The organism is Citrobacter sp. XY323 (assembly GCF_025106035.1).
Lineage (GTDB): Bacteria > Pseudomonadota > Gammaproteobacteria > Enterobacterales > Enterobacteriaceae > Citrobacter > Citrobacter braakii.
Genome location: NZ_JANYUK010000004.1, coordinates 148,453 through 173,159 on the forward strand (window position 1 = coordinate 148,453; position 24,707 = coordinate 173,159).

The 24,707-nt window shown below is 49.9% G+C and carries 29 protein-coding genes, 3 tRNA genes and 1 pseudogene; 11 read left to right on the forward strand and 22 right to left on the reverse strand.

What is annotated here, in order from left to right:
- Positions 1-52 precede the first annotated feature (52 nt).
- Positions 53-394: a hypothetical protein gene (locus N0B36_RS07110; RefSeq protein ID WP_259686240.1), complete on the forward strand. Its 342-nt coding sequence runs from the start codon at positions 53-55 to the stop codon at positions 392-394.
- A 333-nt stretch (positions 395-727) separates the two neighbouring features.
- On the opposite strand, the gene N0B36_RS07115 is transcribed toward N0B36_RS07110, so the two are convergent.
- The 4 genes from N0B36_RS07115 to N0B36_RS07130 form a co-directional block, all read right to left on the reverse strand.
- Complete coding sequence (locus tag N0B36_RS07115) at positions 728-1,309, reverse strand: PhoP regulatory network YrbL family protein (protein ID WP_259686241.1); 582 nt, start codon at positions 1,307-1,309, stop codon at positions 728-730.
- Between the two features lie 282 nt (positions 1,310-1,591).
- Entirely contained in the window at positions 1,592-2,017 is a 426-nt protein-coding gene (gene arsC, locus N0B36_RS07120) for a glutaredoxin-dependent arsenate reductase (protein ID WP_016153466.1), read from the reverse strand.
- A gap of 12 nt (positions 2,018-2,029) precedes the next feature.
- Positions 2,030-3,319 (reverse strand): arsenic transporter, encoded by a 1,290-nt coding sequence (locus N0B36_RS07125; protein ID WP_016156830.1) that lies wholly within the window; start codon positions 3,317-3,319, stop codon positions 2,030-2,032.
- A gap of 44 nt (positions 3,320-3,363) precedes the next feature.
- Positions 3,364-3,684: a transcriptional regulator gene (locus tag N0B36_RS07130; RefSeq protein ID WP_016153468.1), complete on the reverse strand. Its 321-nt coding sequence runs from the start codon at positions 3,682-3,684 to the stop codon at positions 3,364-3,366.
- 86 nt (positions 3,685-3,770) lie between these two features.
- Here N0B36_RS07130 and arsH point away from each other — a divergent pair, with 86 nt between their 5' ends.
- The gene (gene arsH / locus N0B36_RS07135) at positions 3,771-4,469 is read left to right on the forward strand and encodes an arsenical resistance protein ArsH (RefSeq protein ID WP_181547470.1); all 699 of its coding nucleotides are present in this window, start codon (positions 3,771-3,773) and stop codon (positions 4,467-4,469) included.
- A gap of 58 nt (positions 4,470-4,527) precedes the next feature.
- Here arsH and N0B36_RS07140 read toward each other — a convergent pair.
- Positions 4,528-4,662, reverse strand: a pseudogene (locus N0B36_RS07140) (IS30 family transposase); the annotation flags it as partial.
- A 131-nt stretch (positions 4,663-4,793) separates the two neighbouring features.
- On the opposite strand from N0B36_RS07140, the gene N0B36_RS07145 reads away from it, so the two are divergent.
- Positions 4,794-4,964 carry a YnfU family zinc-binding protein gene (locus N0B36_RS07145; protein ID WP_162835200.1) on the forward strand — a complete coding sequence of 57 codons (171 nt, stop codon included), beginning with the start codon at positions 4,794-4,796 and terminating at the stop codon, positions 4,962-4,964.
- Positions 4,965-5,358: 394 nt separating this feature from the next.
- Here N0B36_RS07145 and cspA read toward each other — a convergent pair whose 3' ends face one another.
- On the reverse strand, positions 5,359-5,574 hold the full coding sequence (cspA, locus tag N0B36_RS07150; RefSeq protein ID WP_016153470.1) for an RNA chaperone/antiterminator CspA: 216 nt from the start codon (positions 5,572-5,574) through the stop codon (positions 5,359-5,361).
- A 297-nt stretch (positions 5,575-5,871) separates the two neighbouring features.
- Between cspA and cspH the strand changes: the two genes are divergently transcribed.
- Positions 5,872-6,084, forward strand: a complete 213-nt coding sequence (cspH, locus tag N0B36_RS07155) for a cold shock-like protein CspH (protein WP_049040548.1) — start codon at positions 5,872-5,874, stop codon at positions 6,082-6,084.
- 413 nt (positions 6,085-6,497) lie between these two features.
- Here the strand turns inward: cspH and N0B36_RS07160 are convergent.
- The 6 genes from N0B36_RS07160 to uvrY all read right to left on the reverse strand — a co-directional run bounded on the left by N0B36_RS07160 (position 6,498) and on the right by uvrY (position 10,038).
- A tRNA-Leu gene (locus N0B36_RS07160) sits at positions 6,498-6,584 on the reverse strand.
- A gap of 12 nt (positions 6,585-6,596) precedes the next feature.
- A tRNA-Cys gene (locus N0B36_RS07165) sits at positions 6,597-6,670 on the reverse strand.
- Between the two features lie 51 nt (positions 6,671-6,721).
- A tRNA-Gly gene (locus N0B36_RS07170) sits at positions 6,722-6,797 on the reverse strand.
- 151 nt (positions 6,798-6,948) lie between these two features.
- The gene (gene pgsA / locus N0B36_RS07175) at positions 6,949-7,497 is read right to left on the reverse strand and encodes a CDP-diacylglycerol--glycerol-3-phosphate 3-phosphatidyltransferase (protein WP_016153472.1); all 549 of its coding nucleotides are present in this window, start codon (positions 7,495-7,497) and stop codon (positions 6,949-6,951) included.
- A 55-nt stretch (positions 7,498-7,552) separates the two neighbouring features.
- Positions 7,553-9,385, reverse strand: coding sequence for an excinuclease ABC subunit UvrC (uvrC, locus tag N0B36_RS07180; protein ID WP_259686242.1), 1,833 nt, complete (start codon positions 9,383-9,385; stop codon positions 7,553-7,555).
- A complete protein-coding gene (gene uvrY, locus N0B36_RS07185; protein ID WP_006684079.1) occupies positions 9,382-10,038 on the reverse strand; it encodes a UvrY/SirA/GacA family response regulator transcription factor in 657 nt (218 codons plus the stop codon). Before uvrY ends, uvrC begins: the two co-directional genes overlap by 4 nt.
- A gap of 458 nt (positions 10,039-10,496) precedes the next feature.
- Between uvrY and N0B36_RS07190 the strand changes: the two genes are divergently transcribed.
- Positions 10,497-10,721: a DUF2594 family protein gene (locus N0B36_RS07190; protein WP_016153474.1), complete on the forward strand. Its 225-nt coding sequence runs from the start codon at positions 10,497-10,499 to the stop codon at positions 10,719-10,721.
- Positions 10,722-10,787: 66 nt separating this feature from the next.
- Here N0B36_RS07190 and sdiA read toward each other — a convergent pair whose 3' ends face one another.
- From sdiA to N0B36_RS24395, 8 genes are all read right to left on the reverse strand, one after another.
- On the reverse strand, positions 10,788-11,510 hold the full coding sequence (gene sdiA / locus N0B36_RS07195) for a transcriptional regulator SdiA (protein ID WP_016156833.1): 723 nt from the start codon (positions 11,508-11,510) through the stop codon (positions 10,788-10,790).
- A gap of 231 nt (positions 11,511-11,741) precedes the next feature.
- A complete protein-coding gene (gene tcyN / locus N0B36_RS07200; protein ID WP_259686243.1) occupies positions 11,742-12,494 on the reverse strand; it encodes an L-cystine ABC transporter ATP-binding protein TcyN in 753 nt (250 codons plus the stop codon).
- Positions 12,491-13,159, reverse strand: a complete 669-nt coding sequence (gene tcyL / locus N0B36_RS07205) for a cystine ABC transporter permease (RefSeq protein ID WP_259686244.1) — start codon at positions 13,157-13,159, stop codon at positions 12,491-12,493. Before tcyL ends, tcyN begins: the two co-directional genes overlap by 4 nt.
- A 21-nt stretch (positions 13,160-13,180) precedes the next feature.
- Positions 13,181-14,167: a D-cysteine desulfhydrase gene (gene dcyD / locus N0B36_RS07210; protein WP_259686245.1), complete on the reverse strand. Its 987-nt coding sequence runs from the start codon at positions 14,165-14,167 to the stop codon at positions 13,181-13,183.
- A 106-nt stretch (positions 14,168-14,273) separates the two neighbouring features.
- Positions 14,274-15,074, reverse strand: coding sequence for a cystine ABC transporter substrate-binding protein (gene tcyJ / locus N0B36_RS07215; protein ID WP_016156835.1), 801 nt, complete (start codon positions 15,072-15,074; stop codon positions 14,274-14,276).
- 100 nt (positions 15,075-15,174) lie between these two features.
- Entirely contained in the window at positions 15,175-15,726 is a 552-nt protein-coding gene (fliZ, locus tag N0B36_RS07220) for a flagella biosynthesis regulatory protein FliZ (protein ID WP_016153478.1), read from the reverse strand.
- Positions 15,727-15,783: 57 nt separating this feature from the next.
- The gene (fliA, locus tag N0B36_RS07225; protein ID WP_016153479.1) at positions 15,784-16,503 is read right to left on the reverse strand and encodes an RNA polymerase sigma factor FliA; all 720 of its coding nucleotides are present in this window, start codon (positions 16,501-16,503) and stop codon (positions 15,784-15,786) included.
- Positions 16,504-16,665: 162 nt separating this feature from the next.
- Positions 16,666-18,201, reverse strand: coding sequence for a FliC/FljB family flagellin (locus N0B36_RS24395; protein ID WP_311044823.1), 1,536 nt, complete (start codon positions 18,199-18,201; stop codon positions 16,666-16,668).
- A gap of 255 nt (positions 18,202-18,456) precedes the next feature.
- Here N0B36_RS24395 and fliD point away from each other — a divergent pair, with 255 nt between their 5' ends.
- From fliD to amyA, 4 genes are all read left to right on the forward strand, one after another.
- A complete protein-coding gene (gene fliD, locus N0B36_RS07240) occupies positions 18,457-19,860 on the forward strand; it encodes a flagellar filament capping protein FliD (RefSeq protein WP_043016777.1) in 1,404 nt (467 codons plus the stop codon).
- Between the two features lie 15 nt (positions 19,861-19,875).
- Positions 19,876-20,283 (forward strand): flagellar export chaperone FliS, encoded by a 408-nt coding sequence (gene fliS / locus N0B36_RS07245; protein WP_016156838.1) that lies wholly within the window; start codon positions 19,876-19,878, stop codon positions 20,281-20,283.
- Positions 20,283-20,654, forward strand: coding sequence for a flagella biosynthesis regulatory protein FliT (gene fliT, locus N0B36_RS07250; protein WP_003030458.1), 372 nt, complete (start codon positions 20,283-20,285; stop codon positions 20,652-20,654). Before fliS ends, fliT begins: the two co-directional genes overlap by 1 nt.
- Positions 20,655-20,722: 68 nt before the next feature.
- Positions 20,723-22,210 carry an alpha-amylase gene (gene amyA, locus N0B36_RS07255; RefSeq protein WP_016156839.1) on the forward strand — a complete coding sequence of 496 codons (1,488 nt, stop codon included), beginning with the start codon at positions 20,723-20,725 and terminating at the stop codon, positions 22,208-22,210.
- A 40-nt stretch (positions 22,211-22,250) separates the two neighbouring features.
- On the opposite strand, the gene yedD is transcribed toward amyA, so the two are convergent.
- On the reverse strand, positions 22,251-22,664 hold the full coding sequence (gene yedD / locus N0B36_RS07260) for a lipoprotein YedD (RefSeq protein ID WP_016153484.1): 414 nt from the start codon (positions 22,662-22,664) through the stop codon (positions 22,251-22,253).
- A 164-nt stretch (positions 22,665-22,828) separates the two neighbouring features.
- Here yedD and yedE point away from each other — a divergent pair, with 164 nt between their 5' ends.
- Together yedE and yedF are read left to right on the forward strand one after the other, a co-directional pair.
- On the forward strand, positions 22,829-24,055 hold the full coding sequence (gene yedE / locus N0B36_RS07265) for a selenium metabolism membrane protein YedE/FdhT (protein WP_225622987.1): 1,227 nt from the start codon (positions 22,829-22,831) through the stop codon (positions 24,053-24,055).
- Positions 24,052-24,285 (forward strand): sulfurtransferase-like selenium metabolism protein YedF, encoded by a 234-nt coding sequence (gene yedF / locus N0B36_RS07270; RefSeq protein WP_000790504.1) that lies wholly within the window; start codon positions 24,052-24,054, stop codon positions 24,283-24,285. Before yedE ends, yedF begins: the two co-directional genes overlap by 4 nt.
- A gap of 45 nt (positions 24,286-24,330) precedes the next feature.
- On the opposite strand, the gene fliE is transcribed toward yedF, so the two are convergent.
- Positions 24,331-24,645 (reverse strand): flagellar hook-basal body complex protein FliE, encoded by a 315-nt coding sequence (gene fliE / locus N0B36_RS07275; RefSeq protein WP_016153486.1) that lies wholly within the window; start codon positions 24,643-24,645, stop codon positions 24,331-24,333.
- Positions 24,646-24,707: the final 62 nt, after the last annotated feature.

Consider the following 24,707-nt stretch of genomic DNA (forward strand, 5'->3'; position numbering starts at 1 on the left):
ATGACGACATAAGACTATACTTTAATAGCCATACTTTTAATGGGTATTAATCATGAAACTGCCACCGGTATTGTCATGCGCCGTCCTCGTATTGCTGCTGGCGTCATCGTCCGCCGCAGCCAGCGCGTTACAAAACCAGGCCGCAAGAGAGCAAGAGTTAAGCGCGGCACTTCTTGCAGGAAATGGCGTCATCATCATTGGCGGGACGGATGATTTCGCTTTCACATTCAGGGCACGTAACCGAATCCCCAGACATTTGGCAATTCAGGATGGCATAGGCGATCCCATCATGATGAATGGTTTTCAGGACCACAACTATAATCCCGCCCGGGATGGCTTTATCAACAACCCAGCCCGGGGAGGGTTTATGTTTAATGCACCGATTCGTCGATAGATTGATTGGCAATGGGGAGTGTGTAGCGGGCGGCTTAACGTATCTGGCAGGCTTACTTGACGCAAAATACCTATGGTTCGTCAAAAGCCGGCACAAAAAACCACCCGTAGGTGGTTTCACGACACGGCTTATTGCTTTGATTGTTCTATTCTTTCCCATAGTATCCGGTGTGGGATTTGCCCCCGCACAGCACGAACGCCGAGCAGTTCAGGATATTTTTCAAGAAGTTAATATGTAACTTACTTCTGCGTAAACACCTGTGTTAATCAGGTATGCGGGATCGGAAGTCCGGCAACAGAAAACTGATGATTCGATTATTTTTAACCTGCGTGGTTAAGCTTGTTGCAGACCGTTCAAATCGTTAAGCATCCGCTTGAGACATTTGATTTTATTCTTATCGCGAACTGATTGCGAAAGCTTACTGAGTTGAAAAAACGTTTTGTCACCAAAACCGTCAATGACTTTGAAGCGATAATCCTGACGCTCTCTATCCCAGGCATAAACAATGTTTTTACAATGCAAGGAGTTAATAATGACCCTGGTGCTGACAAACCATGCTAAAAAAGCATTCAACTTCTGCAATTTGCTGTCATCGAGTTCTTTTTTCAGAGCAAGCTGATAAAGAGTTTGAGCAAGGTTGCCATGCTCATCGCACTCCTTCACAGTGATCTGCCCTAGACCTTTATTTGTTTCAACAAGACCTTCGATCTTTTGCATATAAAGAGAGTCTGTTTGATGACCAGGCTTGCATTCTTTGAGGTCCCGGAAGACTTCCCGTAACTTGCTTTTATAGTTCGCAATATCTGAAATAACGATTTTGATCAGCAGGTTACTATCCTGTGGATGCTGAAAGACGTAACGATCGTTACCTCGTGCAAGTAAGTCTTCATCTGTCAATACAAGCTCTTGTTTCATGATAGTTTTTGACTCTTACCCTAAGGGAAATGAAATTGCCTCAACTGACCTGCATCGGTAAGTTCTGCTAATCAAAAACTATTATGTATATATTTATTTCAATAATTGATAAACGAAATGCATTCGGAGTGAGACAAATGCCTCTTCTGGCAAGTGGGCAGGCTAATGAACCTGTTTTGATACCCCCGCAAATCAGCTTCTCCAGTCGTGAACGAGGGTTATCAGCGAAGAGCAGGCACCGGTATGAAGTCAACAGGCACCCGATAATATTAAGCGGAAAGATTACTTAACCCGTTTCCCTGTTTCGTCAATGACCTTTTCGCCATCCTCTTTGGTAAAAGAGCCTTTCTGAGCTTCAGGTAAAATATCCAGCACAATTTCTGAGGGACGACAAAGACGCGTACCAAGCGGCGTCACAACAATCGGTCGATTAATCAGGATCGGATGCTGAATCATAAAATCGATCAACTGCTCATCAGAAAACTTATCCTCATCAAGACCCAATTGCTCATAAGGTTCAACGTTCTTGCGCAGCAATGCGCGTACTGAAATGCCCATATCTGAAATCAGTTTGGTCAGTTCATCACGAGTCGGGGGCGTATCGAGATAATAAATAATAGTTGGTTCGTTACCGCTGTTACGGATCATCTCCAGCGTGTTACGCGAGGTGCCACAGGCCGGGTTGTGATAGATGGTAATGTTGCTCATATCAGTATCTCATTACAAAGTGACAGAGAGCCGCCACGCCAGCGCGGCCAGCGTGACGAACAGCACGGGCAGAGTCATGATAATGCCGGTGCGGAAGTAATATCCCCAGGTGATGGTCATATTTTTCTGTGCCAACACATGAAGCCACAGCAGAGTTGCCAGACTGCCTATCGGGGTGATTTTAGGACCTAAATCGCAGCCAATCACATTGGCATAAATCATCGCCTCTTTGACGACGCCAGTCGCAGCACTCCCGTCTATGGACAATGCACCAATCAGCACCGTCGGCATATTGTTCATCACAGACGACAGGAAGGCAGTCAGGAAGCCGGTACCGAACGTGGCAGCCCATAAACCTTTGTCTGCCAGCATATTGAGTACAGCAGAAAGATACTCGGTGAGTCCTGCATTACGCAGGCCGTAGACGACCATATACATACCCAGCGAGAAAATCACGATCTGCCAGGGCGCCCCGCGCAGCACTTTCCCGGTATTAATGGCGTGGCCACGCTTGGCTACCACGAACAGCACCGCAGCCCCAACTGCTGCTATCGCGCTTACAGGGATCCCCAGCGGCTCCAGAACAAAGAAACCGACCAGCAGGAACAGCAGAACAATCCAGCCCGCCCTGAACGTCGCCGGATCTTTAATCGCACTGGCAGGCATCTTGAGCAGTGAAACATCATAACTGGCCGGGATGTCGCGGCGGAAGAAGAGATGGAGCATGACCAGCGTGGCAGCAATGGCCGCCAGGTTCACAGGGACCATCACGGAGGCATACTGTGTAAAGCCCAGGCCGAAGAAATCCGCCGAAACAATATTGACCAGGTTAGAGACAATCAGCGGCAGGCTGGCAGTATCTGCGATAAACCCTGCAGCCATGACAAAGGCCAGCGTCGTCGCCTGGCTGAACCCCAGGGCGAGCAACATCGCAATCACAATCGGCGTCAGTATCAGTGCTGCACCGTCGTTAGCAAACAGCGCAGCAACAGCAGCACCAAGCAGTATTATCCAGGTAAACAGCAGGCGACCACGCCCGTTACCCCAGCGGGAGACATGCAGCGCGGCCCATTCAAAGAAACCGGACTCATCAAGCAGCAGGCTGATGATAATCACCGCGATGAATGCCGCTGTTGCGTTCCAGACGATATTCCAGACTACGGGAATATCATCAATGTGGATGACCCCCGTCCCCAGTGCCAGTAAGGCTCCGATACTTGCGCTCCAGCCAATGCTGAGACCTCTGGGCTGCCAGATGACCAGGACCAGCGTCAGTATAAAAATACTCCCTGCCAAAAGCATTTTAGATTCCTTTATATATGATTATGTGTATGTGAAAAATTCTCTCAACAGGATGTGCAGGCTGATTTTTTCAGCCATTCACCCACATCTTTCCTCAGACACTGCCAGGACGTCGTGATCGTCTCAGCGGCCCACGCTGGCATGTGGGGAGACAGACGGTAGTGAATCCATTTGCCTTCCCGGCGGTCAAGCACCAGCTCTGCTTCACGCAGAATAGCCATGTGGCGAGAAATTTTAGGCTGTGATTCAGAGGTCGCCGCGCATATATCGCATACGCACAGTTCGCCGGATTCCCGGAGAAGCATAACAATCGCGAGACGGGTTTCATCCGACAGGATTTTAAAAAGCTGAACAGGCTGTAGCATTTTTTACTCCGTTCCCTTTAGAATACATATATGATAAATCATATGTGTTGAATTTGAAATCACAGAACCTCCCGGAGGAGTAAAAAATGGAACACTTTCCTGCACTGAATGCTGATTGCTTCGATCAGCAGATTGCTGAACGCCTGCAGCTCCAGGAGCCGCCACGCATACTGATCCTGTATGGCTCGGTAAGAGAGCGTTCTTACAGTCGTTTTGCCGCAGAAGAAGCAGGACGCCTGCTGACGGCGATGGGAGCGGAAGTAAGACTGTTTAACCCCTCAGGTTTACCCCTGCCGGATGATGCCCCAGATACGCACCCAAAAGTCACCGAGCTGCGTGAGCTGGTCAGATGGTGTGATGGGATGGTGTGGAGTTCCCCAGAGCGGCATGGGGCAATGAGTGCGGTGATGAAGGCACAGATCGACTGGATACCCTTAAGCGAAGGGGCTGTTCGCCCTTCACAGGGAAAAACACTGGCGGTGATGCAGGTCTGCGGCGGGTCGCAGTCTTTTAACGCCGTGAACCAGATGCGTATCCTTGGGCGCTGGATGAGGATGTTCACGATCCCTAACCAGTCCTCAGTAGCCAAAGCCTGGCAAGAATTCGATGAGAGCGGGCGAATGAAACCTTCGTCCTGGTATGATCGTATCGTCGATGTCGCCGAGGAGTTGTTTAAAATCACGCTGCTGCTCAAGGGGCAAACCGATTACCTTGCCGATCGCTACAGCGAACGAAAAGAGAGCCATCAGGAGCTATCATCCCGCGTCAATCAGGCGAAAATATAACGTCCTTTTTTACTGAGCTCAAAAACGTCCGCTTTTTGCTGTGCGTTCAACTGCTGGATGCAACAATGTTAATTCTTTGCTGGCTGCGAACCGATAAGCCAGCTCCTTTTGGAAAATACTGTCTGAGCAATCTGTTCGTATTTTCATTAGAACCACGCAGCCAGGGAGATTGAGGATTACAGAAATAAATTTGGGAAGCCGCCCTTATCATCAGGCTCTTTGCGATACCTTTTCTTTATATTTACATATCCAAAACATCATAAAGTTAAGATTTTTTGGACAAATTAGGGTATGGTTGAAGTTCATCCACTCAAGGAAAAGCCTATGTCAGAACGTAAAGACTCTAAATCACGCCGCAACTATCTTGTCAAATGCACCTGCCCAAACTGCACCCAACAATCTGAACACAGTTTTTCAAGAGTACAAAAAGGTTCTCTTTTAATCTGTCCTCATTGCAATAAAGTATTCCAGACAAACCAAAAAGAAGCAGCCTGAATCCGTTTTAGACTCTATTTCTGGAACAGAATCACCACCTCTGTATTTTAATATTTATCAAGCTACAGATAACAGAAAACCCGCTGGCTGCGGGTTTAGTATTTTCATATTTAAAAAATAAAAATTATGGTGATATCTGGGAAAAGCTATCCTCTTGCGTATGTTGTCGTGCAAAGCGAGTGGTTAGACTTTTCGTGCAGCGAACCTACACGTAATCACAATGGTCAGCATACTTTCTCATGCAAAAGAGAGATGAAATATGCTGACCATTGCCCTGAATGCCGGATCAGTAACATTTCATCTCTACTGACCCAACAATACATTCATTGCTTTTGTCAGTATGTCTACTCAGGCTTTAGCCTTCTTCGTTATCGCATACAGACAAAAAAAGGATTTACTCTGTAATAACTACATTGCCAGCAACCGGACCTTTAGTACCATTCTCAATGGAGTAAGAGACTTTTTGCCCTTCAAACAAGGTGCGGAAATTATCGCTCTGGATAGCAGAAAAATGTACAAATAAATCTTTACTACCGTCAACAGGAGAAATAAAACCGAATCCCTTATCGGCATTAAACCATTTTACTAAACCATTCATCTTTTTTGACATTTTGTATTCCTTAATTTGGCCTTCCGGCGAACATGGTTTTATTACAGAAACTACTTAGTGCTTAGTGGGGAGACTCAAAGAAGGGATAAATATAAAACACCTGAAATGAGAACTGCTTTAGTAAACTACTTTGTATTTTGTCTGTTCTTCAAACCGACGCGACCATTAACGCACGGGCGTATATAATAATCAATGTTTATTTTAGCTATCCAGATCTCACGATTGCTGAAAAATATTTCTGGCATTATCCAGGGGTATGTGTATAGTGCAACACGTTATTAGCTTTAAGGAATTTTTTTGTCTCGTAAAATGACAGGAATTGTCAAAGCCTTTGACTGCAAGAGCGGTAAAGGCCTTATCTCCCCCTCCGATGGTCGCAAAGATGTACAGCTTCACATTTCAGCCTTAAGTCTCCGTGACTCAGAAGTACTCATCCCCGGATTACGCGTTGAGTTTTGTCGAATAAATGGTCTTCGAGGCCCCTCGGCTGCGAACGTTTATCTCTCATGACCTGTAGCCGCCCCTCCTGACTTCTGGAATCATAAAAAAGAATTTCAAAACAGGGAGAGTTTCATATGTATCAGAAAATCTATCTCAACGACTGGCTGACAGGCCTTAAGAGCTCATGCTGCACGCTGATAGTGACTCTGCTTGTTTTCATCTAATCTGTTAGTTCACCGCATATTGATGGTGCAAATAGACCGGTAAGAGTTGCAATAGCGTTGGCGTATCTGTGTTACGCCCGTCAGGGTGATATGCTGCGTTACACCCCAAATGCCTTTAATGCACAAAGGATGAAAGCCAGGGGATTTCTGATCTTGAAGGTTTGCTGAGCGAGAAGCAGGAAATTTCAGGCACAAAAAAACCACCCGTAGGTGGTTTCACGACACTGCTTATTGCTTTGATTATTCTATTCTTTCCCATGGTACCCGGAGTGGGACTTGAACCCACACAGCGCGAACGCCGAGGGATTTTAAATCCCTTGTGTCTACCGATTCCACCATCCGGGCTCGGGAAGAAATTGGAGGCGCGTTCCGGAGTCGAACCGGACTAGACGGATTTGCAATCCGCTACATAACCGCTTTGCTAACGCGCCGAAATCTTCTGGCTTTTCAGCCGACATCCGCTATTGCCGATGTCTTTAATTTGGAGCGGGAAACGAGACTCGAACTCGCGACCCCGACCTTGGCAAGGTCGTGCTCTACCAACTGAGCTATTCCCGCATCACCAAGTAACTTTGTTAATCACTTGATTTTGTTATCGTCTGGCAATCAGTGCTGCCGTTCGATGCGTTGCATTCTACTTACCTGACGCAATGAGTCAACGATATTTTTCACCACTGACGATCGTTTGCTGAAATTTGCGCCGAAACGATCACTGTTCAAGCAAATCTCCCCACGCAGCGCTCAAATACTGGAACATTGACCACAACGTCAGTATCGCGGCGACGAAGAAAAGTGCGATCCCGGCGTACTCTACCCAAATATTTGGACGCCACAGCAGCCATGCGAGCGCGGCCATTTGCGAAGTGGTTTTCACTTTGCCGATCCAGGACACCGCCACACTGCTACGTTTACCCAGTTCAGCCATCCACTCACGCAGCGCAGAGATAATAATTTCACGCGCGATCATCGTGGCGGCAGGAAGCGTTACCCACCAACTGTGATAGTGCTCGGTCACCAGCACCATCGCGATAGCCACCAGTACCTTATCAGCGACCGGATCGAGGAAGGCGCCAAAACGCGTGCTTTGGTTCCAGCGACGCGCCAGATAGCCGTCAAACCAGTCGGTGACCGCCGCAATACAGAAGATCAGCGCACAAACGAAGGGAGCCCAGGTGAATGGCAGATAAAAAGCCAATACAAAGAATGGGATCAGGATGACGCGAAACAGCGTGAGCAACGTAGGGATATTAAATTGCATATGACGGATAACTATCTGTTGTCAGTAAAATTACCCCTATGTTGCTACAGAGGGCCTAATGTTTCAACGAGTAGAAGATCTTTTCTGCCAGAGCTTGCGAAATACCCGGCACTTTTGCAATTTCTTCAATACTCGCGTTACGAAGGCCTTGCAAACCGCCCATATATTTCAACAACATCTGCCGACGCTTCGGCCCGACACCTTCAATAGTCTCCAGCGTGCTGGTACTTTTCACCTTCGCCCGTTTTTTACGGTGCCCGCTAATCGCATGATCGTGAGATTCATCGCGGATATGCTGGATAACGTGCAATGCAGGCGAATCCGGCGGAAGGCTAAAGCCCTCACCTTCCGGCTCAAAGAACAGCGTTTCCAGGCCAGCTTTACGATCGGCCCCTTTTGCCACGCCCAACAAAAGCGGGTGCTGTTTGTCCCAGGGAACGTCCAGCTCAGCAAAAACGGCTTTCGCCTGCCCCAGTTGACCCTTCCCGCCGTCGATCAATATGACGTCCGGAATCTTACTTTCTTCAATCGCCTTACCGTAGCGCCGACGGAGAACCTGATTCATTGCCGCATAATCATCACCCGGCGTAATACCCGTGATGTTATAGCGGCGATACTCGGCGCGCAGTGGTCCATTGGCATCGAATACCACGCAGGAGGCTACCGTCTGCTCGCCCATCGTGTGGCTGATATCAAAGCACTCCATTCGTTTCACTGCGGGTAACTTGAGTACTGATGCCAGCGCCGTCAGGCGTTGAGTAATGGTCGACTGCTGGGAAAGTTTTGTGGTTAACGCCACCGCCGCGTTGGTACGCGCCAACTTCAGATACCGCGCGCGATCGCCTCGCGGTTTCGTCTGAACGTTGATCTTCCGCCCGGCCAGCTCAGACAAAGAGTCCGCCAGCAGGGTTTTATCGCTAAGATTAAAATCGAGCAGGATCTCACCGGGTAAGGTGCGCATCTGACTTCCCTGCAGATAAAACTGTCCGACAAAGGTTTCAACGACCTCGCCGAGTTCTGTTCCACCTGGGACTTTCGGGAAATAGCTACGACTGCCTAACACTTTACCCTGGCGAATAAACAGCACGTGCACACAGGCCATGCCGGCGTCAAACGCCACGCCGATGACGTCCAGATCGTCTCCGGTATTAGAGACAAACTGTTTTTCGGTCACTCGGCGTACGGCCTGAATTTGGTCACGAATGCGGGCAGCCTCTTCAAACTCGAGATTTTGGCTGGCCTTTTCCATCCGGGCGATCAGCTGCGTTAATACCTGATCGTCTTTCCCGGACAGGAACAGACGAACGTAATCAACCTGCTGCGCATACTCTTCCTCACTCACCAGGCCCGCCACACACGGACCGAGGCAGCGGCCAATCTGATATTGCAGACAGGGCCGCGAGCGATTGCGATAAACACTATTTTCGCACTGACGAATAGGGAAGATCTTCTGCAGCAACGCCAGCGTTTCGCGTACGGCGTAGCCGTTAGGAAACGGTCCAAAGTACTCGCCTTTGGCATGCTTGGCCCCGCGATGCATTGCCAGGCGAGGATGGGTATCGCCGCTGAGGAAAATAAAAGGATAGGATTTATCGTCGCGCAGCAAAACGTTATAACGCGGCTGATACAGCTTGATGTAGTTGTGCTCAAGCAATAACGCTTCGGTTTCGGTGTGCGTTACCGTGACATCAATCTGCTGTATTTGCGCGACCAGTGCTTCGGTCTTACGCGATGCGAGGTTGCTACGGAAGTAACTGGAAAGCCTTTTTTTCAGGTCTTTCGCTTTCCCGACGTAGATGACCGTCCCGTCGTCATCATACATACGATAAACGCCGGGCTGACTGGTCACGGTTTTCAGGAACGCTTTGGCATCAAACTGATCGGTCACTGGCTTGTTAATGTCTCCGCATTACACAGGCCATGGCGAATTGCCAGGTGAGTCAGCTCAACATCGCCGTGAATGTTTAATTTACTGAACATTCGATAGCGATAGCTGTTCACCGTTTTAGGACTAAGATTCAGTTGCTCTGAGATCTCATTGACCTTCTGACCTTTGGTGATCATCAGCATAATCTGCAACTCACGTTCAGACAAACTGGCAAACGGGGTTTCCGTTTTCTCAGGCTCAATCTGGCTAAGCGCCATCTGCTGAGCGATATCGGAGGCAATATAACGTTGGCCAGAATAAACCGAACGAATCGCACTCACGACCTCCTGGGGCGCAGCCCCCTTACTGAGATAGCCCGCGGCTCCCGCCTGCATGACTTTTGCAGGTAACGGGTTTTCGGTATGGACAGTCAGCATGATCACTTTAATGTCAGCCGTTGAACGCGCAATTTTACGCGTTGCCTCAAGGCCACCAATACCGGGCATATTCATGTCCATCAGCACAACGTCAACGGAATTTGAGCGGCACCATTTTACCGCATCTTCACCGCAGCACGCCTCGCCGACAACTTTAATGCCTTTTATATCTTCAAGAATGCGTCGTATCCCTGCGCGCACCAGTTCGTGGTCATCAACAAGAAAAACGTTGATCAAAGGAATATCTCCAGAATAGGGATAACGCTACCGATAGTTAATCGGTCCTATGTTAACGGGTTTTATCTCAACTTTGAAATGTAAAAATCGCCGTCTTTCGATTTTGCTCTCGTTTTTGGAAATTAGAAGGTACGACGAGTGGAAACTTTCTGTTATGGCAACCTTTTGCCACGGTTATATCTGCATAGCTGTTTCAGAATAGTGACAAAAAATTCATATTCGTCCGTTGAATGCAAAATAGGCAGCTAAAGTTGTAACAATAATTAACGAGTAAAATACTCGAAATAAACAACAGGTGGAGAAAATATATGCAGCGCAACATGTTGTTTATTTTAATGTCCGCGACTTATGTTTGCGCAGAAAACAACCGCTGATATTTTTAGCCTCGCTTATGGTATACTCCGGCGCCTTAAGATTTGACATCGCACTTTTTCATTGAAACATAACGAGGAAAATAAATGAGTACGCCTGACTTTTCCACTGCTGAGAATAACCAGGAACTGGCCAACGAAGTCACCTGCCTGAAAGCCATGTTAACGCTGATGCTGCAGGCAATGGGCCAAGCCGATGCAGGGCGCGTGATTCTTAAAATGGAAAAACAGATCGCGCTGATTGAAGATCAATCACAGGCTGCGGTATTTTCCAGCACTGTTAAGCAAATTAAACAGGCCTACCGCCAGTAATAAGAACCCGGCTGACAGCGATGCTCTCAGCCGGGTTTGCGTCTGACACTCAGAACGATAATTTACTCAGATCAGCCCGGTTGCCGCGGCATAACAGGCGATCTGCGTTTTGTTGGGTGCATTAAATTTCTTTTGCATATTTTTCTGGTGAAAGTTAACGGTATTTTCAGAAATCGACAGAATTATCGCTATCTCTGAAGAGGTTTTCCCCTCTGCCGTCCATTTCAATATCTCTTTTTCCCGCTTGCTAAAGCGCATCTCTGGCGCCATGACCATGTCATCTTGCAGCCGCGTCAGTACCGACAAGCTTTCCCGCACCAGCAGTTGCATCCTGAGCTCTACCTCATCGTTTGCAAAGCGACTATTACGGACACTCGCACGCGATACCGATAAAAAACCCAACGCCCGATTAGGCAACATTAAGCATTGCGTCATCCCTTTACGTAAACCGTGATTGCGCGCGGCATCCCACAGGGGCTGTGCATCGCGAAATAAGGTATCGTTCCAGGGTAAATGCCCCTGACTGAAGTTTTCAGGCTTCAGCACCGGATCAATAGCGAAATAATTCTCGGACTGATAATGCGCCACCCATGCTTTGGGATAGGTCGTGTGAAGCGACGTTTTAGGTCGGGTAAAAGGTACGGGATGACGAACACAGAGCGCGTAAAAATCGAACTCTAAATGCTGCGTCTGTTGTTGTAATTCATTATAGACATCCTCTGCCGTCGCCATTTCCTGAAAGCGTAACAGCATACTCCGTCGCCAGGTGAAGAAATCATGACCCTGCATACTAAGTGGTAACACCCCTGAGATTGATAATCATCCAAACATATGAAACAAGCTAACACATAAATGTATTTTATATATGCAAATTATCGGACAAATGGTCAATTACTTGAGCATTACTCAATGACGGCAGGAAGTAACAGTATTGGGAGTTAATAATAAAGCAATAATTATAAATAGTTATGCGAACAACACTCGTCAAAAAACAATTTCGACGAGTGCTGCATGCACTATTTATTGCATCAGAAACTTTTCAAGAAACTGACGGGTTCGCGGTTGCTGCGGATGCGTGAATAAGGATTTAGCTGGCCCCTGCTCCACTATCCGTCCTTGATCCATAAATATCGCCCGATCGGCAACGTCGCGCGCAAAGCTCATTTCATGCGTCACAATCACCATGGTGCGTTTTTCCTGCGCCAGTTGACGTATGGTATTAAGTACCTCACCAACCAGTTCAGGATCAAGCGCGGAGGTAGGCTCATCAAACAGAATCACCTCAGGTCGCATCGCCAACGCCCGGGCAATAGCCACGCGCTGCTGCTGCCCGCCGGACAAACGCCGCGGATAGCTGGTTTCTTTACCAGCTAACCCGACTTTCGCCAGCAGTTCGCGCGCTCGGGCTGTCGCTTCGGCTTTCGGTTCGCCTTTAACAATCACCGGACCTTCAATAATGTTTTCCAGCACCGTGCGATGCGGGAACAAATTAAAGTTCTGGAACACAAAGCCCACGTGCTGGCGCAACTGACGAATCAGACCTTTCTGCTGAGTTAACGAACGCTCGGTATCAATGGTAATCTCACCCACCTTAATGGTGCCCGCCTCCGGTTGCTCCAGCAAATTAATACTGCGCAGCAGCGTAGTTTTGCCCGAGCCGCTCGGCCCGATAATCGCCACAACTTCACCGGGTTTGACGTCAAGATCGATCCCATGCAGCACCGTTTGCCCATGGAATTTTTTGACCAGGTTTCTGACTTCGATAGCACTCATTTCGGCTCTCTCTCCTGGCGATTCAGTTGCTCTTCAAAATAGTTTTGCAGTGCAGAAAGCACCGTCGCCATCACCCAATAAATCAACGAGGCTGCCAGATACATCGTGAATACCTCCAGCGTACGCGAGGTAATCAACTGCGCCTGACGGAACAGTTCCGGTACCTGAATAGTCGCGGCCAGAGAGGTGTCCTTCACCAGGCTGATAAAGCTGTTACTCAGCGGTGGGAGCGCAACCCGCGCAGCCTGCGGCAGGATTGCCCGGCGCATGGTTTGCCACCGCGTCATACCTATACTGGCACCCGCTTCCCACTGCCCTTTGTCGATGGAGGAGATTGCCGCACGCAGCGTTTCCGCTGCGTAGGCCGCCGTATTAAGCGATAAGCCAATCATCGCCGCCGGAATAGGATCAAGCTCAATACCAAACTGCGGCAGACCGTAATAGATCATGAACAGCTGGGCAATCAACGGCGTTCCGCGAAAGATAGAGATATAAAAGCGCGCCAGCCAGCGCACAGGCAGCAGCGGCGACAGACGCATCAGCGCCAGGATAAACCCCAGCACGAGGCCAAAGAACATCCCACCGATACTCAGTTGCAGCGTAAACATTGCGCCCTTGAGCAGATACGGCAGAGAATCAATCACCAGTTGGATACTTTCATGCATTAGAGTTTTTCTACCTGGTCGTTACACGTGAGGGTGGTAGGCAAACAGCGCAGGCGCCCCACCAGTATGAATAAAGAGAATTGGCCCTTCATCTTTGAAGCGCTTCTGGCTAATGCCATCAATCAGACCCGCCATCGCCTTGCCGGTATACACCGGATCCAACAAAATGCCTTCCAGGCGCGCCAGCAGTTTTACCGCCTCCATGCCCTCTTCGTTTGGCGTACCGTAGCCCGGCGCATAATAATCGTCCCATAACTGGATTTCCGCTGAGGCCGTCAGTTCCAGCTCCCGGGCAATATCCTGCTGCAGTGCAACAACTTTGGGCTTTTGATCCGCCACGCTGCGTGAGACGGTCACGCCGATGAGTTCGACGTCTGGCATCAATTGCTCCAGGCCCACGGCCAGTCCGGCATGGGTTCCCGCACTGCCCGAGGCCACCACTACGGAAGAGAGCGAAACGGCCCCTTCACACTGTTGGGCAATTTCCAGCGCGCTTTCCACATAGCCCAGCGCACCCAGTGCATTGGACCCCCCAACCGGGATCACATACGGGCGGAACCCTTGCGCTTCAATCCGCGTCGCCAGCGCCTGCAGCTGTGCATTCGGGTCGGTCAGCGCATCGCACATTTCAATTTGCGTATTAAACAGGTCCAACAGCAGACGGTTGCCATTGGTGAGATAGTTTTCGGCAGTGGTGCCTATCGGATTTTCCAACAGCGCCACGCAGTGCAGGCCTAGCTTAGCGGCGACCGCCGCCGTCTGGCGAACATGGTTAGACTGAATAGCACCCGCGGTTATCAGCGTATCCGCGCCTTCACGCAGCGCGTCTGCGGCCAGAAACTCCAGCTTACGCAGCTTATTGCCGCCCATAGCCATCGGCGTGACGTCATCGCGTTTAATGAAAATATCGCGCCCGAGGTAATCTGAGAGGCGCGGAAGATATTCGAGTGGCGTTGGCGCGCCAATAAATTCCAGACGTGGAAAGCGCGTTAAATTATGCAGCGGCATACAGCCTCCGGTATTCGTTGTTGTGATGTTCTTTTATTATGCACGTTCAGGCGCAATGAAATAAAAAAAGGCGCTGTTAAAGGCGCCTTTTTTCATCAGATGACGATTATTTCGTCACATCTGCTCCAAACCATTTTTCAGACAGGGCTTTCAGCGAACCGTCTTTCTGCATTTCAGCAATGGCTGCATCCACCGCTTTCAGCAGATCTTCATTGCCTTTACGCAGCGCAACGCCGGACTCCTGGCGGGAGAATGCTTCACCGGTAACGGCCAGCGTATCCTTGGTTTTTTTCACCAGATCCAGCGCGGCCAGACGGTCAACCAGGATGGCGTCGATACGACCTACACGCAGATCCTGATATTTGGTCGGGTCATCATCATAGGTACGAATATCCACGCCCTGCACGTTCTGGCGCAGCCACTCTTCATAGTTGGTTCCCAGACCCACGCCGACTTTTTTACCTTTCAGATCGGCAGCAGTCTTAATAACGCCTTCATTGCCTTTCTTCACCAGCGCCTGGATACCAGAGACCGTATACGGGGTAGAGAAATCGTATTTTTTCTTACGATCATCAGAGATAGTCACCTGGTTGATGACCACGTCAATGCGTTTGGAATCAAGAGAAGCCAGCATACCGTCCCATTTGGTCGGCTTCAGCGTGGCTTTCACTCCAAGATGCTTGGCCAGTTCCTCGGCAAACTCCACTTCGAAACCGGTCAGCTTGCCGTCATCGCCCTGAAAACTAAACGGGGGATAGGTCCCTTCCAGGCCCACCAGCAGCGTGCCGCGCTCTTTAACTTTATTTAACAGACCTTCATCTGCATAAGTCTTCACACTCATTCCGGCGACAAGTGCAACAGCCATTACACCCATCAGAGCCTGACGTCCCAGAAGTGCTAATTTCATAGTTACCCCGAATATTGTCATTAGTGACTATCATTTATGACTACAGTGTAAAGCGTTTGCCGTGATCCACAAACACGACTCTGTTACACCTTATTCGTTTTTAATATATATCAGAACTGGCTGTCCAGGAGGATTTCTGCATATGTCCCATATGCGTATGGGCTTTAAACTGCTCATACTTACGCAAGGCGATGCGGTAATTGTTGGTGCTGGTTTCCGGTAGCCACGGGGCAAGGTTTTCGTCGAGAAACCCTTCCTGCAGCAGATCGTGAGAGATATTTTGTTCGGTCAGATGATTCCCGAGGCGACGCAGGCGCACAACGTATTCGCGTACCGTGCCGTGACTCATTTCGGTCTGCTCGAATAAAAATTGCTTGAAGCCGATAATGTCAAAAAAGTCGCTCTGCTCTTTGCAGTGCAAATCACCACAAAAACGACACAGCGCCACCCACTCTTTTTTCTCCTGTTCCCACTCTGCTTCATTCAGCAACGTGTCCAGTCGGGCGATGGCGATTTTATTCACAATTTGCCCGCGGCGAACCAGCGTGATCCTGTCGAGCAACTTAAAGCAATGGGCGCAATGCGTCTGGCTGTGTTTGAAATCTTTGAGGTAGCGGCTTAGAGGCCGTCTTTTTGATTGCTGCACCGTCATGAGAACTCCTGGTAGTCAATTCGTAATGCGGCATTGTTCAGGGGTAATGATGTACCCCTATAGCTTACCCAGCTTGGTGCGTAGACGTTTGATGGCCTGACTGTGCAACTGGCTAACCCGTGACTCCCCCACTTCCAGTACCGCGCCAATCTCTTTCAGATTCAGCTCTTCCTGGTAGTACAGCGTTAACACCAGCTTTTCGCGTTCCGGCAACGCTTCGATCGCGTCCATCACGCGCTGGCGGAGGTTACCCTCAAGTAGCTGCTGTAACGGGTTTTCCTGCTGATGCTCTTCCGTCACCAGCTCAATACTATCGCCATGCTCTTCCCGCCACTCGTCGTAGGAGAAGAGTTGGCTATTATTGGTATCAAGCAACATCTGACGATACTCTTGCACAGGAATAGCCAGACGCTCCGCCACTTCGGTTTCCGTCGCGTTACGCCCTAATTCCTGCTCCAGTTGCCCCATCGCCTGTGCCACTTCGCGAGCATTGCGCCGAACGCTACGCGGCACCCAATCCCGGCTACGTAGTTCGTCCAGCATCGCTCCACGAATACGCTGCACTGCGTAAGTGGTAAATGCCGTTCCTTGCAAAGCGTCATATCGGTCGACTGCATTCAATAACCCGATGCCGCCCGCTTGTAGCAGGTCATCCAGTTCTACGCTCGCCGGCAAACGCACCTGAAGGCGCAATGCTTCGTGACGCACCAACGGTACATAACGCTGCCACAGCGAGTGTTTATCCATTACACCTTCAGCGGTATACAGTGAATTCACGATAAACAGCCCTGCGTTAAATGAGTTATCGGCATGATTATCCGTTTCTGCAGGGGTTTTAATCGGGTGAATAGTGGGTGAAATGGGGGGTTATTTGGGGGTTACGGGTAAAGCTGAATGTAAAAAACCCCGCCGGAGCGGGGTTTGCGCGATAAGCGTAAATTAACGCAGCAGAGACAGTACGTTCTGCGTGGTCTGGTTAGCCTGCGCCAGAACAGAAGTACCCGCCTGTTGCAGAATGTTTGCACGAGACATGTTGGACACTTCGGTCGCGTAGTCAGCATCTTCGATACGGCTACGAGCTTCAGACAGGTTGTTTACGGTGTTACCCAGGTTGGTGATGGTAGAGTTGAAACGGTTCTGTACCGCACCCAAGTCGGAACGCAGGTCAGCAACCTGAGCCAGCGCCGCGTCGATTTTCGCCAGCGGGCTATCGGTTTTCGCGGTAGCGACTTCGTTCAGCGCTGCCCCAGATTTGAAATCGTGACCTTTAACGCTGGAGGCCAGGTATTGTTTGCCGTCAACTGTTGCAACTTCAGTTTTGCCGTTCACACCGCCAAACTGAACAGCGGCCTCTTTAGACACACCTTTATCATCAGTATAGGCAACAGTTTTCGCAGTGATAGTGTTAGACTTTTCATCATATTCTGCGGCATAAAACTTGCCATCGACTTTAAGTGCATAACCACCGTCGATCGCTTTGCCATTTTTATCTTCGAATGACATTTTAACCAGTGTAGTATTGTCTTTCGTTGCACCCGTAATACCGGCAGCCTTCAGGGCATCAGCCGCATCAGCCATTTCTGCTGGAGTAAATGGAGTTTTGGTTACCATTTCTACTTGGTTTTCAGTAACTTCAGTCAGACCCTGAATCTCAGTTTCTAACGTAGTATCTGTCACTTTTGTGCTGGAGGCAGGAATAGTTACTTTGCCAGTTGCTTCATCATAGTCTGCTTTGTAGACACCCTTGACCCCAGCCTTTGCACTGTCAACATCTAAATAGTATTGCCCATCTTTAAATTTAACTTCAGCACCTGTTACATCACCTGCTGTAGTACCTGTAATCGCACCGTCAAGCTCAGTGTTAGTTTGCTTGCTAAGTGTTTTTCCGCCATCGCCATAGGACTTAACATCTTTCGTTACTGCAGTATCAGCCTGTTTATAAGCATCCTGCACGCTCAGGCTATCCAGACCCAGCGTTTTGGAGTTGATTTCTTTCAGGTTGATATCGATGGTTTCACCATCGTTCGCACCGACCTGGATGGTCAGGGTGTTGTCTTTCGCCAGTACTTTCACGCCGTTGAACTGGGTCTGACCGGATACGCGGTCGATTTCGTTCAGACGCTGAGTGATTTCAGCCTGGATAGAGTCGAGGTCAGACTGGGAGTTGGTACCAGTAGAGGACTGAACCGCCAGCTCACGAACACGCTGCAGGTTGTTGTTGATTTCAGACAGAGAACCTTCAGTGGTCTGCGCGATGGAGATACCATCGTTGGCGTTACGGGACGCCTGAGTCAGACCTTTGATGTTAGAGGTGAAGCGGTTAGCAATCGCCTGACCAGCAGCATCATCTTTCGCGCTGTTGATACGCAGACCAGAGGACAGACGCTCGATAGCGGAGCTCAGGGAAGACTGAGATTTGTTCAGGTTGTTCTGGGTCAACAGCGACAGGCTGTTTGTATTGATGACTTGTGCCATGATCTTTTCCTTATCAATTACAACTTGATGTTATTGGGCTGTTGCCCACGGTTTCTCACCGTAACCCATGTATCGGCACCTTAATTTCGAACTTTAGAAAATTTTTACTTTCCGTCGTTTTTTTTCTTAGCCGCTGAAATACCCTCTATATGCACCACTATTCCGCGCATTATTTTTGCAAAACTATTATTAAACTTTGCGCGCAGATTGCCGATAAAGCGGTTAACTACTGTTTGCAATCACAAGGAATTAGGCATGCCTTCATTTACATCACTGGGCGTTGGTTCGAACTTACCGCTGGATACATTGCTGACAAACTTAACCACTGCTGAGAAAAAGCGTTTAACGCCGATTACTCAGCAGCAGAGCGCTAACACCTCGCGTCTGACCGCGTATGGCACGCTAAAAAGTGCATTAGAAAAATTTCAGACTGCGAATACCGCACTGAACAATGCCGATCTGTTTAAAAGCACCACTGCCACCAGCAGCACAGAAGATTTAAAAGTCAGCACCACCGCGGGCGCTGCTCCAGGGAAATACACCGTCAGCGTCACTCAACTGGCGCAGGCACAGTCATTATCGACTACGGCGAAAATTACCTCGACTAAAGAGCAGTTGGGCGATACCAGCGTCGATGAACGTACGATTACGATTTCGCAACCGGGCCGTAAAGAGCCACTGGAAATCAAATTAGGCAAAGGCGAAACTTCACTGGAAGATATTCGCGATGCCATAAATGATGCCGACAGCGGTATTTCCGCAAGTCTGGTGAAGGTTAAAGAAGACGACTACCAGTTGGTGTTAACCGCAGAAAGCGGCACTGAAAGTGAAATGACCATCTCGGTGTCCAACGACGCAAAACTGAGCGATTTACTGTCCTATGACAGCAAAGCCGGCAGCGGGAAAATGAAACAGCTGGTCGGGGCGCAAAATGCGCAATTGACGGTCAACGGCATTGATATTGAACGTCAAAGCAATACCGTAACTGACGCTCCACAGGGCATCACGCTCCAGCTGACCAAAGAAGTAAAAGATGCGTCTATCACGGTAACAAAAAGTGATGAAAAGGCCACTACGGCGATCAAGGCCTGGGTAGAAGCCTATAACTCACTGGTGGATACCTTTGGCACGCTGACGAAATATAAAGAAGTTGAACCGGGTGAAGCGGCCAGCGCCGATAACGGCGCGTTGCTGGGCGATAGCGTTCTCCGTACCATTCAAAACGGCATTCGTGCGCCATTTGCTAACAGCGGCAGCGAATCCCCGTTTAAAACCATGTCTGAGATTGGCATTACACAGGACGGTGGTACCGGCAAGTTAAAAATCGATGAAGAAAAGCTGGCTAAGGCACTGAAAGATAATACCGCTGCCACTCGCGAACTGCTGGTTGGCGATGGCAAAGAAACCGGTATTACCACTAAGATTGCCACCGAAGTAAAAAGCTATCTGGCCGATGACGGCATTATCGATAATGCGCAAGACAATATTAACGCCAACCTGAAGCTGCTGACTAAACAGTATCTGACCGTCAGCAACAGTATTGATGAAGTCGTTGCTCGTTATAAAGCCCAGTTTACCCAACTGGATTCCATGATGAGTAAGCTGAACAGCACCAGTACGTATTTGGGTCAACAATTTTCAGCGATGAATAATTCCTGATAACACGAGGTAAGCATGTATACCGCGAGCGGTACCAAAGCCTATGCACAGGTCAGCGTGGAAAGCGCCGTAATGAGCGCCAATCCACATCAGCTGATTGAAATGTTGTTTGATGGTGCGAACAGCGCCCTGGTGCGCGCTCGCCTGTTTATGCAGCAGGGTGATATCGTCGCCAAAGGTGAAGCGTTAAGTAAAGCCATCAATATTATTGATAATGGCCTGAAAGCCGGCCTGGACCACGAAAAAGGGGGAGAACTCGCCACCCATCTCTCTTCATTGTATGACTATATGGTTCGCCGCTTACTGCACGCTAATCTGAATAATGATTGTCAGGCCATTGAAGAAGTCGAAGGATTACTCGGCAACATTGCAGATGCCTGGAAACAGATCTCACCGAAAGCATCTTCCCAGGAGTCTCGTTAATGACCTCAGCCGTGGAGTTTATCAACCGTTGGCAGCGCATCGCGCTGCTCAGTCACTCACTGCTGGAACTGGCGCAGCGCGGTGAATGGGACCTTTTACTGGAACAGGAAGTTACCTATCTGCAAAGTATTGAAGTGGTCATGGAAGAGCAAACTCCACCAGGCATTACGCGAAGTATTCAGGATTTAGTGGCCGGGTACATTAAACAGACGCTGGATAACGAACAACTGCTCAAAACATTGTTGCAGCAGCGTCTGGATGAACTCAGCAATCTCATCGGTCAGTCGACGCGCCAAAAGACGCTAAATAACGCTTATGGCCGTCTTTCCGGCATGCTGTTAGTTCCCGACGCCCCCACTGCCCCACAATAATTTCCCGTCTCGTCTGAATAATCTTCCATACTCCAGAGGTCGGCCAAACGACTTCTGGAGCACGGAAGATGAAAAATCCCACGTTATTGCAGTATTTTCACTGGTATTACCCCGAGGGCGGTCAACTCTGGCCCGAACTTGCCGAACGCGCAGGTGGACTCAATGACATCGGCATCAATATGGTGTGGTTACCTCCCGCTTATAAAGGCGCATCCGGCGGCTATTCCGTTGGCTACGACTCCTACGATCTGTTTGATCTGGGCGAATTCGACCAAAAGGGAACCATCGCTACCAAATATGGCGATAAAAACCAGCTGCTGGCGGCGATAGACGCGCTAAAACACAATGATATTGCCGTACTGCTCGACGTGGTGGTTAACCACAAAATGGGCGCAGATGAGAAAGAGAATATTCGTGTCCAGCGGGTTAACGCCGAGGATCGCACGCAAATAGACGATGAGATCGTCGAATGCGAAGGCTGGACGCGCTACACCTTCCCTGCCCGCGCAGGCCAGTACTCGCAATTCATTTGGGACTTTAAATGCTTCAGCGGTATTGACCATATCGAAAACCCAACCGAAGACGGCATTTTTAAAATCGTGAACGACTACACCGGCGAAGGCTGGAACGATCAGGTTGATGATGAGTTGGGTAATTTTGATTATCTGATGGGCGAAAACATCGATTTTCGCAATCACGCCGTAACTGAGGAGATCAAATACTGGGCGCGTTGGGTGATGGAGCAAACCCAGTGTGACGGCTTTCGTTTAGATGCCGTGAAACATATTCCGGCATGGTTTTATAAAGAGTGGATTGAGCATGTGCAGGAAGTCGCCCCCAAGCCGCTGTTTATCGTCGCGGAATACTGGTCGCATGAAGTCGACAAGCTGCAAACCTACATTAATCAGGTGGAGGGGAAAACTATGCTATTCGACGCCCCTTTGCAGATGAAATTCCACGAAGCCTCTCGTCAGGGTCGCGATTACGATATGAGTCAGATTTTCACCGACACTCTGGTGGAAGCCGACCCGTTTCATGCCGTCACGCTGGTGGCCAACCACGACACTCAGCCCTTGCAGGCGCTGGAAGCCCCTGTCGAGCCATGGTTTAAGCCGCTGGCCTATGCGCTGATCCTGTTGCGCGAAAACGGCGTGCCGTCAGTGTTTTATCCTGACCTCTACGGGGCGCATTACGAAGACACCGGGGGAGATGGCGAAACCTATCCTATCGACATGCCGATCATTGAACAGCTTGATGAACTGATCCTCGCGCGCCAGCGCTTCGCGCACGGGGTACAGACGCTCTTTTTCGATCACCCTAACTGTATCGCTTTTAGCCGCAGCGGAACGGACGAGGATCCCGGCTGTGTGGTTGTTTTGTCTAACGGCGATGACGGGGAAAAGACCATCAATCTCGGTGCGAATTACGGGAATAAAACCTGGCGCGACTATCTGGGAAATCGCGAAGAAAGCGTAGTCACCGATGAGAACGGTGAAGCGACGTTTTATTGTAACGGCGGTAGCGTCAGCGTGTGGGTGATTGAAGACGTGTTATAAAACTCAACCCCGGTGGCCGGTGGCTACCGGGGCGTATAGCTTATGGCAGTGGCGTGGCCAGCGGCGTTTTCTTTAACGCGTCAGCACATTCCTGCGTCGGGCGGTCGACCCGCTGCAGCGTCATACCATCATATTCCAGCGTATTGCCTTCACGCTCAATCTCATACAGCTCACGTTTCACCGTCACGTTGGTGAGATCGCCAGAGATCATCGTCAGTTTCCCCGGCAGCGCGATCACTCGCTGCCACTGGCGACAATCCAGCGTGTCGCCCTCTTTTGTTACCACCAGGCTGGCAATCGCTTCCGGGCTCACCAGACTGCGTTGCGGACCTTTTGACTGCCAGTATCCTTCCAGACCGGCTGGCGCTGGCGTTTTCACCACGTCGTTATAATTTTCTACTTCGGCGCATCCGGTAAGCGCCAGAAATACAGCAACGATTGCTAATTTTTTCATCATTCATCCTGCATGCGAAGAAAATGGGATTGTGGCATTAAAGGCCTGATGTCGCCAGCCTTTCGGCAGGGTTGAGAAAGATTGATCCAGACGGTGTTACCTCTTATTACTCATAGTCAAAAATTCTGATCGGTGTAGTATCCACACTTCTTGTTACATACCTTCTGAGTTCAGAGGCACAACGCATGTCATGGCAACACTTCAAACAGGCCTGGTTAATTAAATTTTGGGCCCCCGCCCCTGCGGTCATCGCAGCGGGTATTCTCTCTACCTACTATTTCGGCATTACGGGAACCTTCTGGGCCGTTACCGGCGAATTCACTCGCTGGGGTGGTCAAATCCTGCAACTGTTTGGCGTTCACGCCGAAGAATGGGGATACTACAAGCTGATCCATCTCGAAGGCTCACCCCTGACCCGCATTGACGGCATGATGATCCTCGGTATGTTCGGTGGCTGTTTTGCTGCCGCGCTGTGGGCAAACAACGTCAAATTACGCATGCCGCGCAGTCGGGTGCGCATTATGCAGGCGATAGTCGGCGGAATGATTGCCGGATTCGGCGCCCGGCTGGCAATGGGCTGTAACCTGGCCGCATTCTTCACCGGTATTCCACAGTTCTCGCTACACGCCTGGTTTTTCGCGCTGGCAACGGCTATTGGCTCATGGTTTGGCGCACGCTTTACCCTGCTGCCGATGTTTCGTATTCCGGTCAAAATGCAGAAAGTCTCCGCCGCTTCTCCGTTAACGCAAAAGCCGGATCAGGCCCGTCGCCGTTTCCGCCTCGGCATGCTGGTGTTTATCGCCATGATCGGCTGGGCGCTCCTCACTGCGATGGATAAGCCCAAACTTGGTTTGGCCATGCTGTTTGGCGTCGGGTTCGGGCTGCTGATTGAACGGGCGCAAATCTGCTTCACCTCCGCCTTCCGCGATCTGTGGATTTCCGGTCGCACCCATATGGCGAAAGCGATCATCTTCGGGATGGCGGTCAGCGCCATCGGTATCTTTAGCTACGTGCAACTGGGCGTCGAGCCTAAAATCATGTGGGCAGGTCCGAATGCGGTGATCGGCGGCTTGCTGTTCGGCTTCGGCATTGTTCTGGCGGGCGGGTGTGAAACAGGCTGGATGTACCGCGCCGTTGAAGGCCAGGTGCATTACTGGTGGGTGGGTCTGGGCAACGTTATTGGCTCGACCATTCTGGCCTACTACTGGGATGATTTTGCTCCCGCGCTTGCCACCAATTGGGACAAAGTGAATCTGCTCAACACCTTCGGCCCGCTCGGTGGCCTGCTGGTAACCTATCTGCTGTTATTTACCGCGCTGATGCTCATCATCGGCTGGGAAAAACGCTTCTTCCGTCGCGCTGGGCTGACGCCTGCCAAGGAGTCTGTATGAAAAATATCGTGCCTGATTATCGCCTCGATATGGTCGGCGAGCCGTGTCCGTACCCGGCTGTCGCCACACTGGAAGCGATGCCACAATTGAAGAAAGGTGAAATTCTGGAAGTGGTGAGCGATTGCCCGCAGTCAATCAACAATATTCCACTGGATGCGCGTAATCACGGCTATACGGTGCTGGATATTCAGCAGGATGGTCCAACGATTCGTTATTTAATTCAGAAGTAATGCGATTCTCCCGTTGCCCGACGCAGCGGGAGAATGTTCGGCTTGCTACACCTGCATCGACATCACTTCCTGATACGCCGACACCAGTTTGTTGCGCACCTGGATCCCCATCTGCATCGATACCGACGCTTTTTGCATATCGGTCATCACATCGTTCAGCGCAATACCCGGTTCACCGAGGGTAAATTTCTCAGCCTGCACACGGGACGCGGTTTGTACATCGCTGATCCTGTCTAACGCCGCATGCAGTTGACCGGCAAAGCTCACGGTCGGTTGTGGCTGCATATCCTGCATTTTTGCTGACATCGCCGTGGTCTGTAGCTGGCTGATGACCCCTTCAATCCCCTGTATTGCCGACATTCTGATCCCCTGGATAATTTTTTACGTAGTTGAGATTACCAGTTAGTCAATAAGATAAAGGC

Excerpts from the sequence above, each read along its gene's own strand:
- fliS (WP_016156838.1), top strand. The coding sequence starts at position 19,876 with ATGTATACCGCGAGCGGTACCAAAGCCTATGCACAGGTCAGCGTGGAA.
- tcyL (WP_259686244.1), bottom strand. The coding sequence starts at position 13,159 with ATGCATGAAAGTATCCAACTGGTGATTGATTCTCTGCCGTATCTGCTC.
- arsH (WP_181547470.1), top strand. The coding sequence starts at position 3,771 with ATGGAACACTTTCCTGCACTGAATGCTGATTGCTTCGATCAGCAGATT.
- cspA (WP_016153470.1), bottom strand. The coding sequence starts at position 5,574 with ATGTCAAAAAAGATGAATGGTTTAGTAAAATGGTTTAATGCCGATAAG.
- N0B36_RS07125 (WP_016156830.1), bottom strand. The coding sequence starts at position 3,319 with ATGCTTTTGGCAGGGAGTATTTTTATACTGACGCTGGTCCTGGTCATC.
- pgsA (WP_016153472.1), bottom strand. The coding sequence starts at position 7,497 with ATGCAATTTAATATCCCTACGTTGCTCACGCTGTTTCGCGTCATCCTG.
- N0B36_RS07110 (WP_259686240.1), top strand. The coding sequence starts at position 53 with ATGAAACTGCCACCGGTATTGTCATGCGCCGTCCTCGTATTGCTGCTG.
- tcyJ (WP_016156835.1), bottom strand. The coding sequence starts at position 15,074 with ATGAAATTAGCACTTCTGGGACGTCAGGCTCTGATGGGTGTAATGGCT.
- fliT (WP_003030458.1), top strand. The coding sequence starts at position 20,283 with ATGACCTCAGCCGTGGAGTTTATCAACCGTTGGCAGCGCATCGCGCTG.
- N0B36_RS07145 (WP_162835200.1), top strand. The coding sequence starts at position 4,794 with ATGTCAGAACGTAAAGACTCTAAATCACGCCGCAACTATCTTGTCAAA.
- tcyN (WP_259686243.1), bottom strand. The coding sequence starts at position 12,494 with ATGAGTGCTATCGAAGTCAGAAACCTGGTCAAAAAATTCCATGGGCAA.
- fliD (WP_043016777.1), top strand. The coding sequence starts at position 18,457 with ATGCCTTCATTTACATCACTGGGCGTTGGTTCGAACTTACCGCTGGAT.
- fliE (WP_016153486.1), bottom strand. The coding sequence starts at position 24,645 with ATGTCGGCAATACAGGGGATTGAAGGGGTCATCAGCCAGCTACAGACC.
- N0B36_RS24395 (WP_311044823.1), bottom strand. The coding sequence starts at position 18,201 with ATGGCACAAGTCATCAATACAAACAGCCTGTCGCTGTTGACCCAGAAC.
- N0B36_RS07190 (WP_016153474.1), top strand. The coding sequence starts at position 10,497 with ATGAGTACGCCTGACTTTTCCACTGCTGAGAATAACCAGGAACTGGCC.
- dcyD (WP_259686245.1), bottom strand. The coding sequence starts at position 14,167 with ATGCCGCTGCATAATTTAACGCGCTTTCCACGTCTGGAATTTATTGGC.
- N0B36_RS07130 (WP_016153468.1), bottom strand. The coding sequence starts at position 3,684 with ATGCTACAGCCTGTTCAGCTTTTTAAAATCCTGTCGGATGAAACCCGT.
- yedF (WP_000790504.1), top strand. The coding sequence starts at position 24,052 with ATGAAAAATATCGTGCCTGATTATCGCCTCGATATGGTCGGCGAGCCG.
- amyA (WP_016156839.1), top strand. The coding sequence starts at position 20,723 with ATGAAAAATCCCACGTTATTGCAGTATTTTCACTGGTATTACCCCGAG.
- sdiA (WP_016156833.1), bottom strand. The coding sequence starts at position 11,510 with ATGCAGGGTCATGATTTCTTCACCTGGCGACGGAGTATGCTGTTACGC.
- arsC (WP_016153466.1), bottom strand. The coding sequence starts at position 2,017 with ATGAGCAACATTACCATCTATCACAACCCGGCCTGTGGCACCTCGCGT.
- N0B36_RS07115 (WP_259686241.1), bottom strand. The coding sequence starts at position 1,309 with ATGAAACAAGAGCTTGTATTGACAGATGAAGACTTACTTGCACGAGGT.
- yedD (WP_016153484.1), bottom strand. The coding sequence starts at position 22,664 with ATGAAAAAATTAGCAATCGTTGCTGTATTTCTGGCGCTTACCGGATGC.
- fliZ (WP_016153478.1), bottom strand. The coding sequence starts at position 15,726 with ATGACGGTGCAGCAATCAAAAAGACGGCCTCTAAGCCGCTACCTCAAA.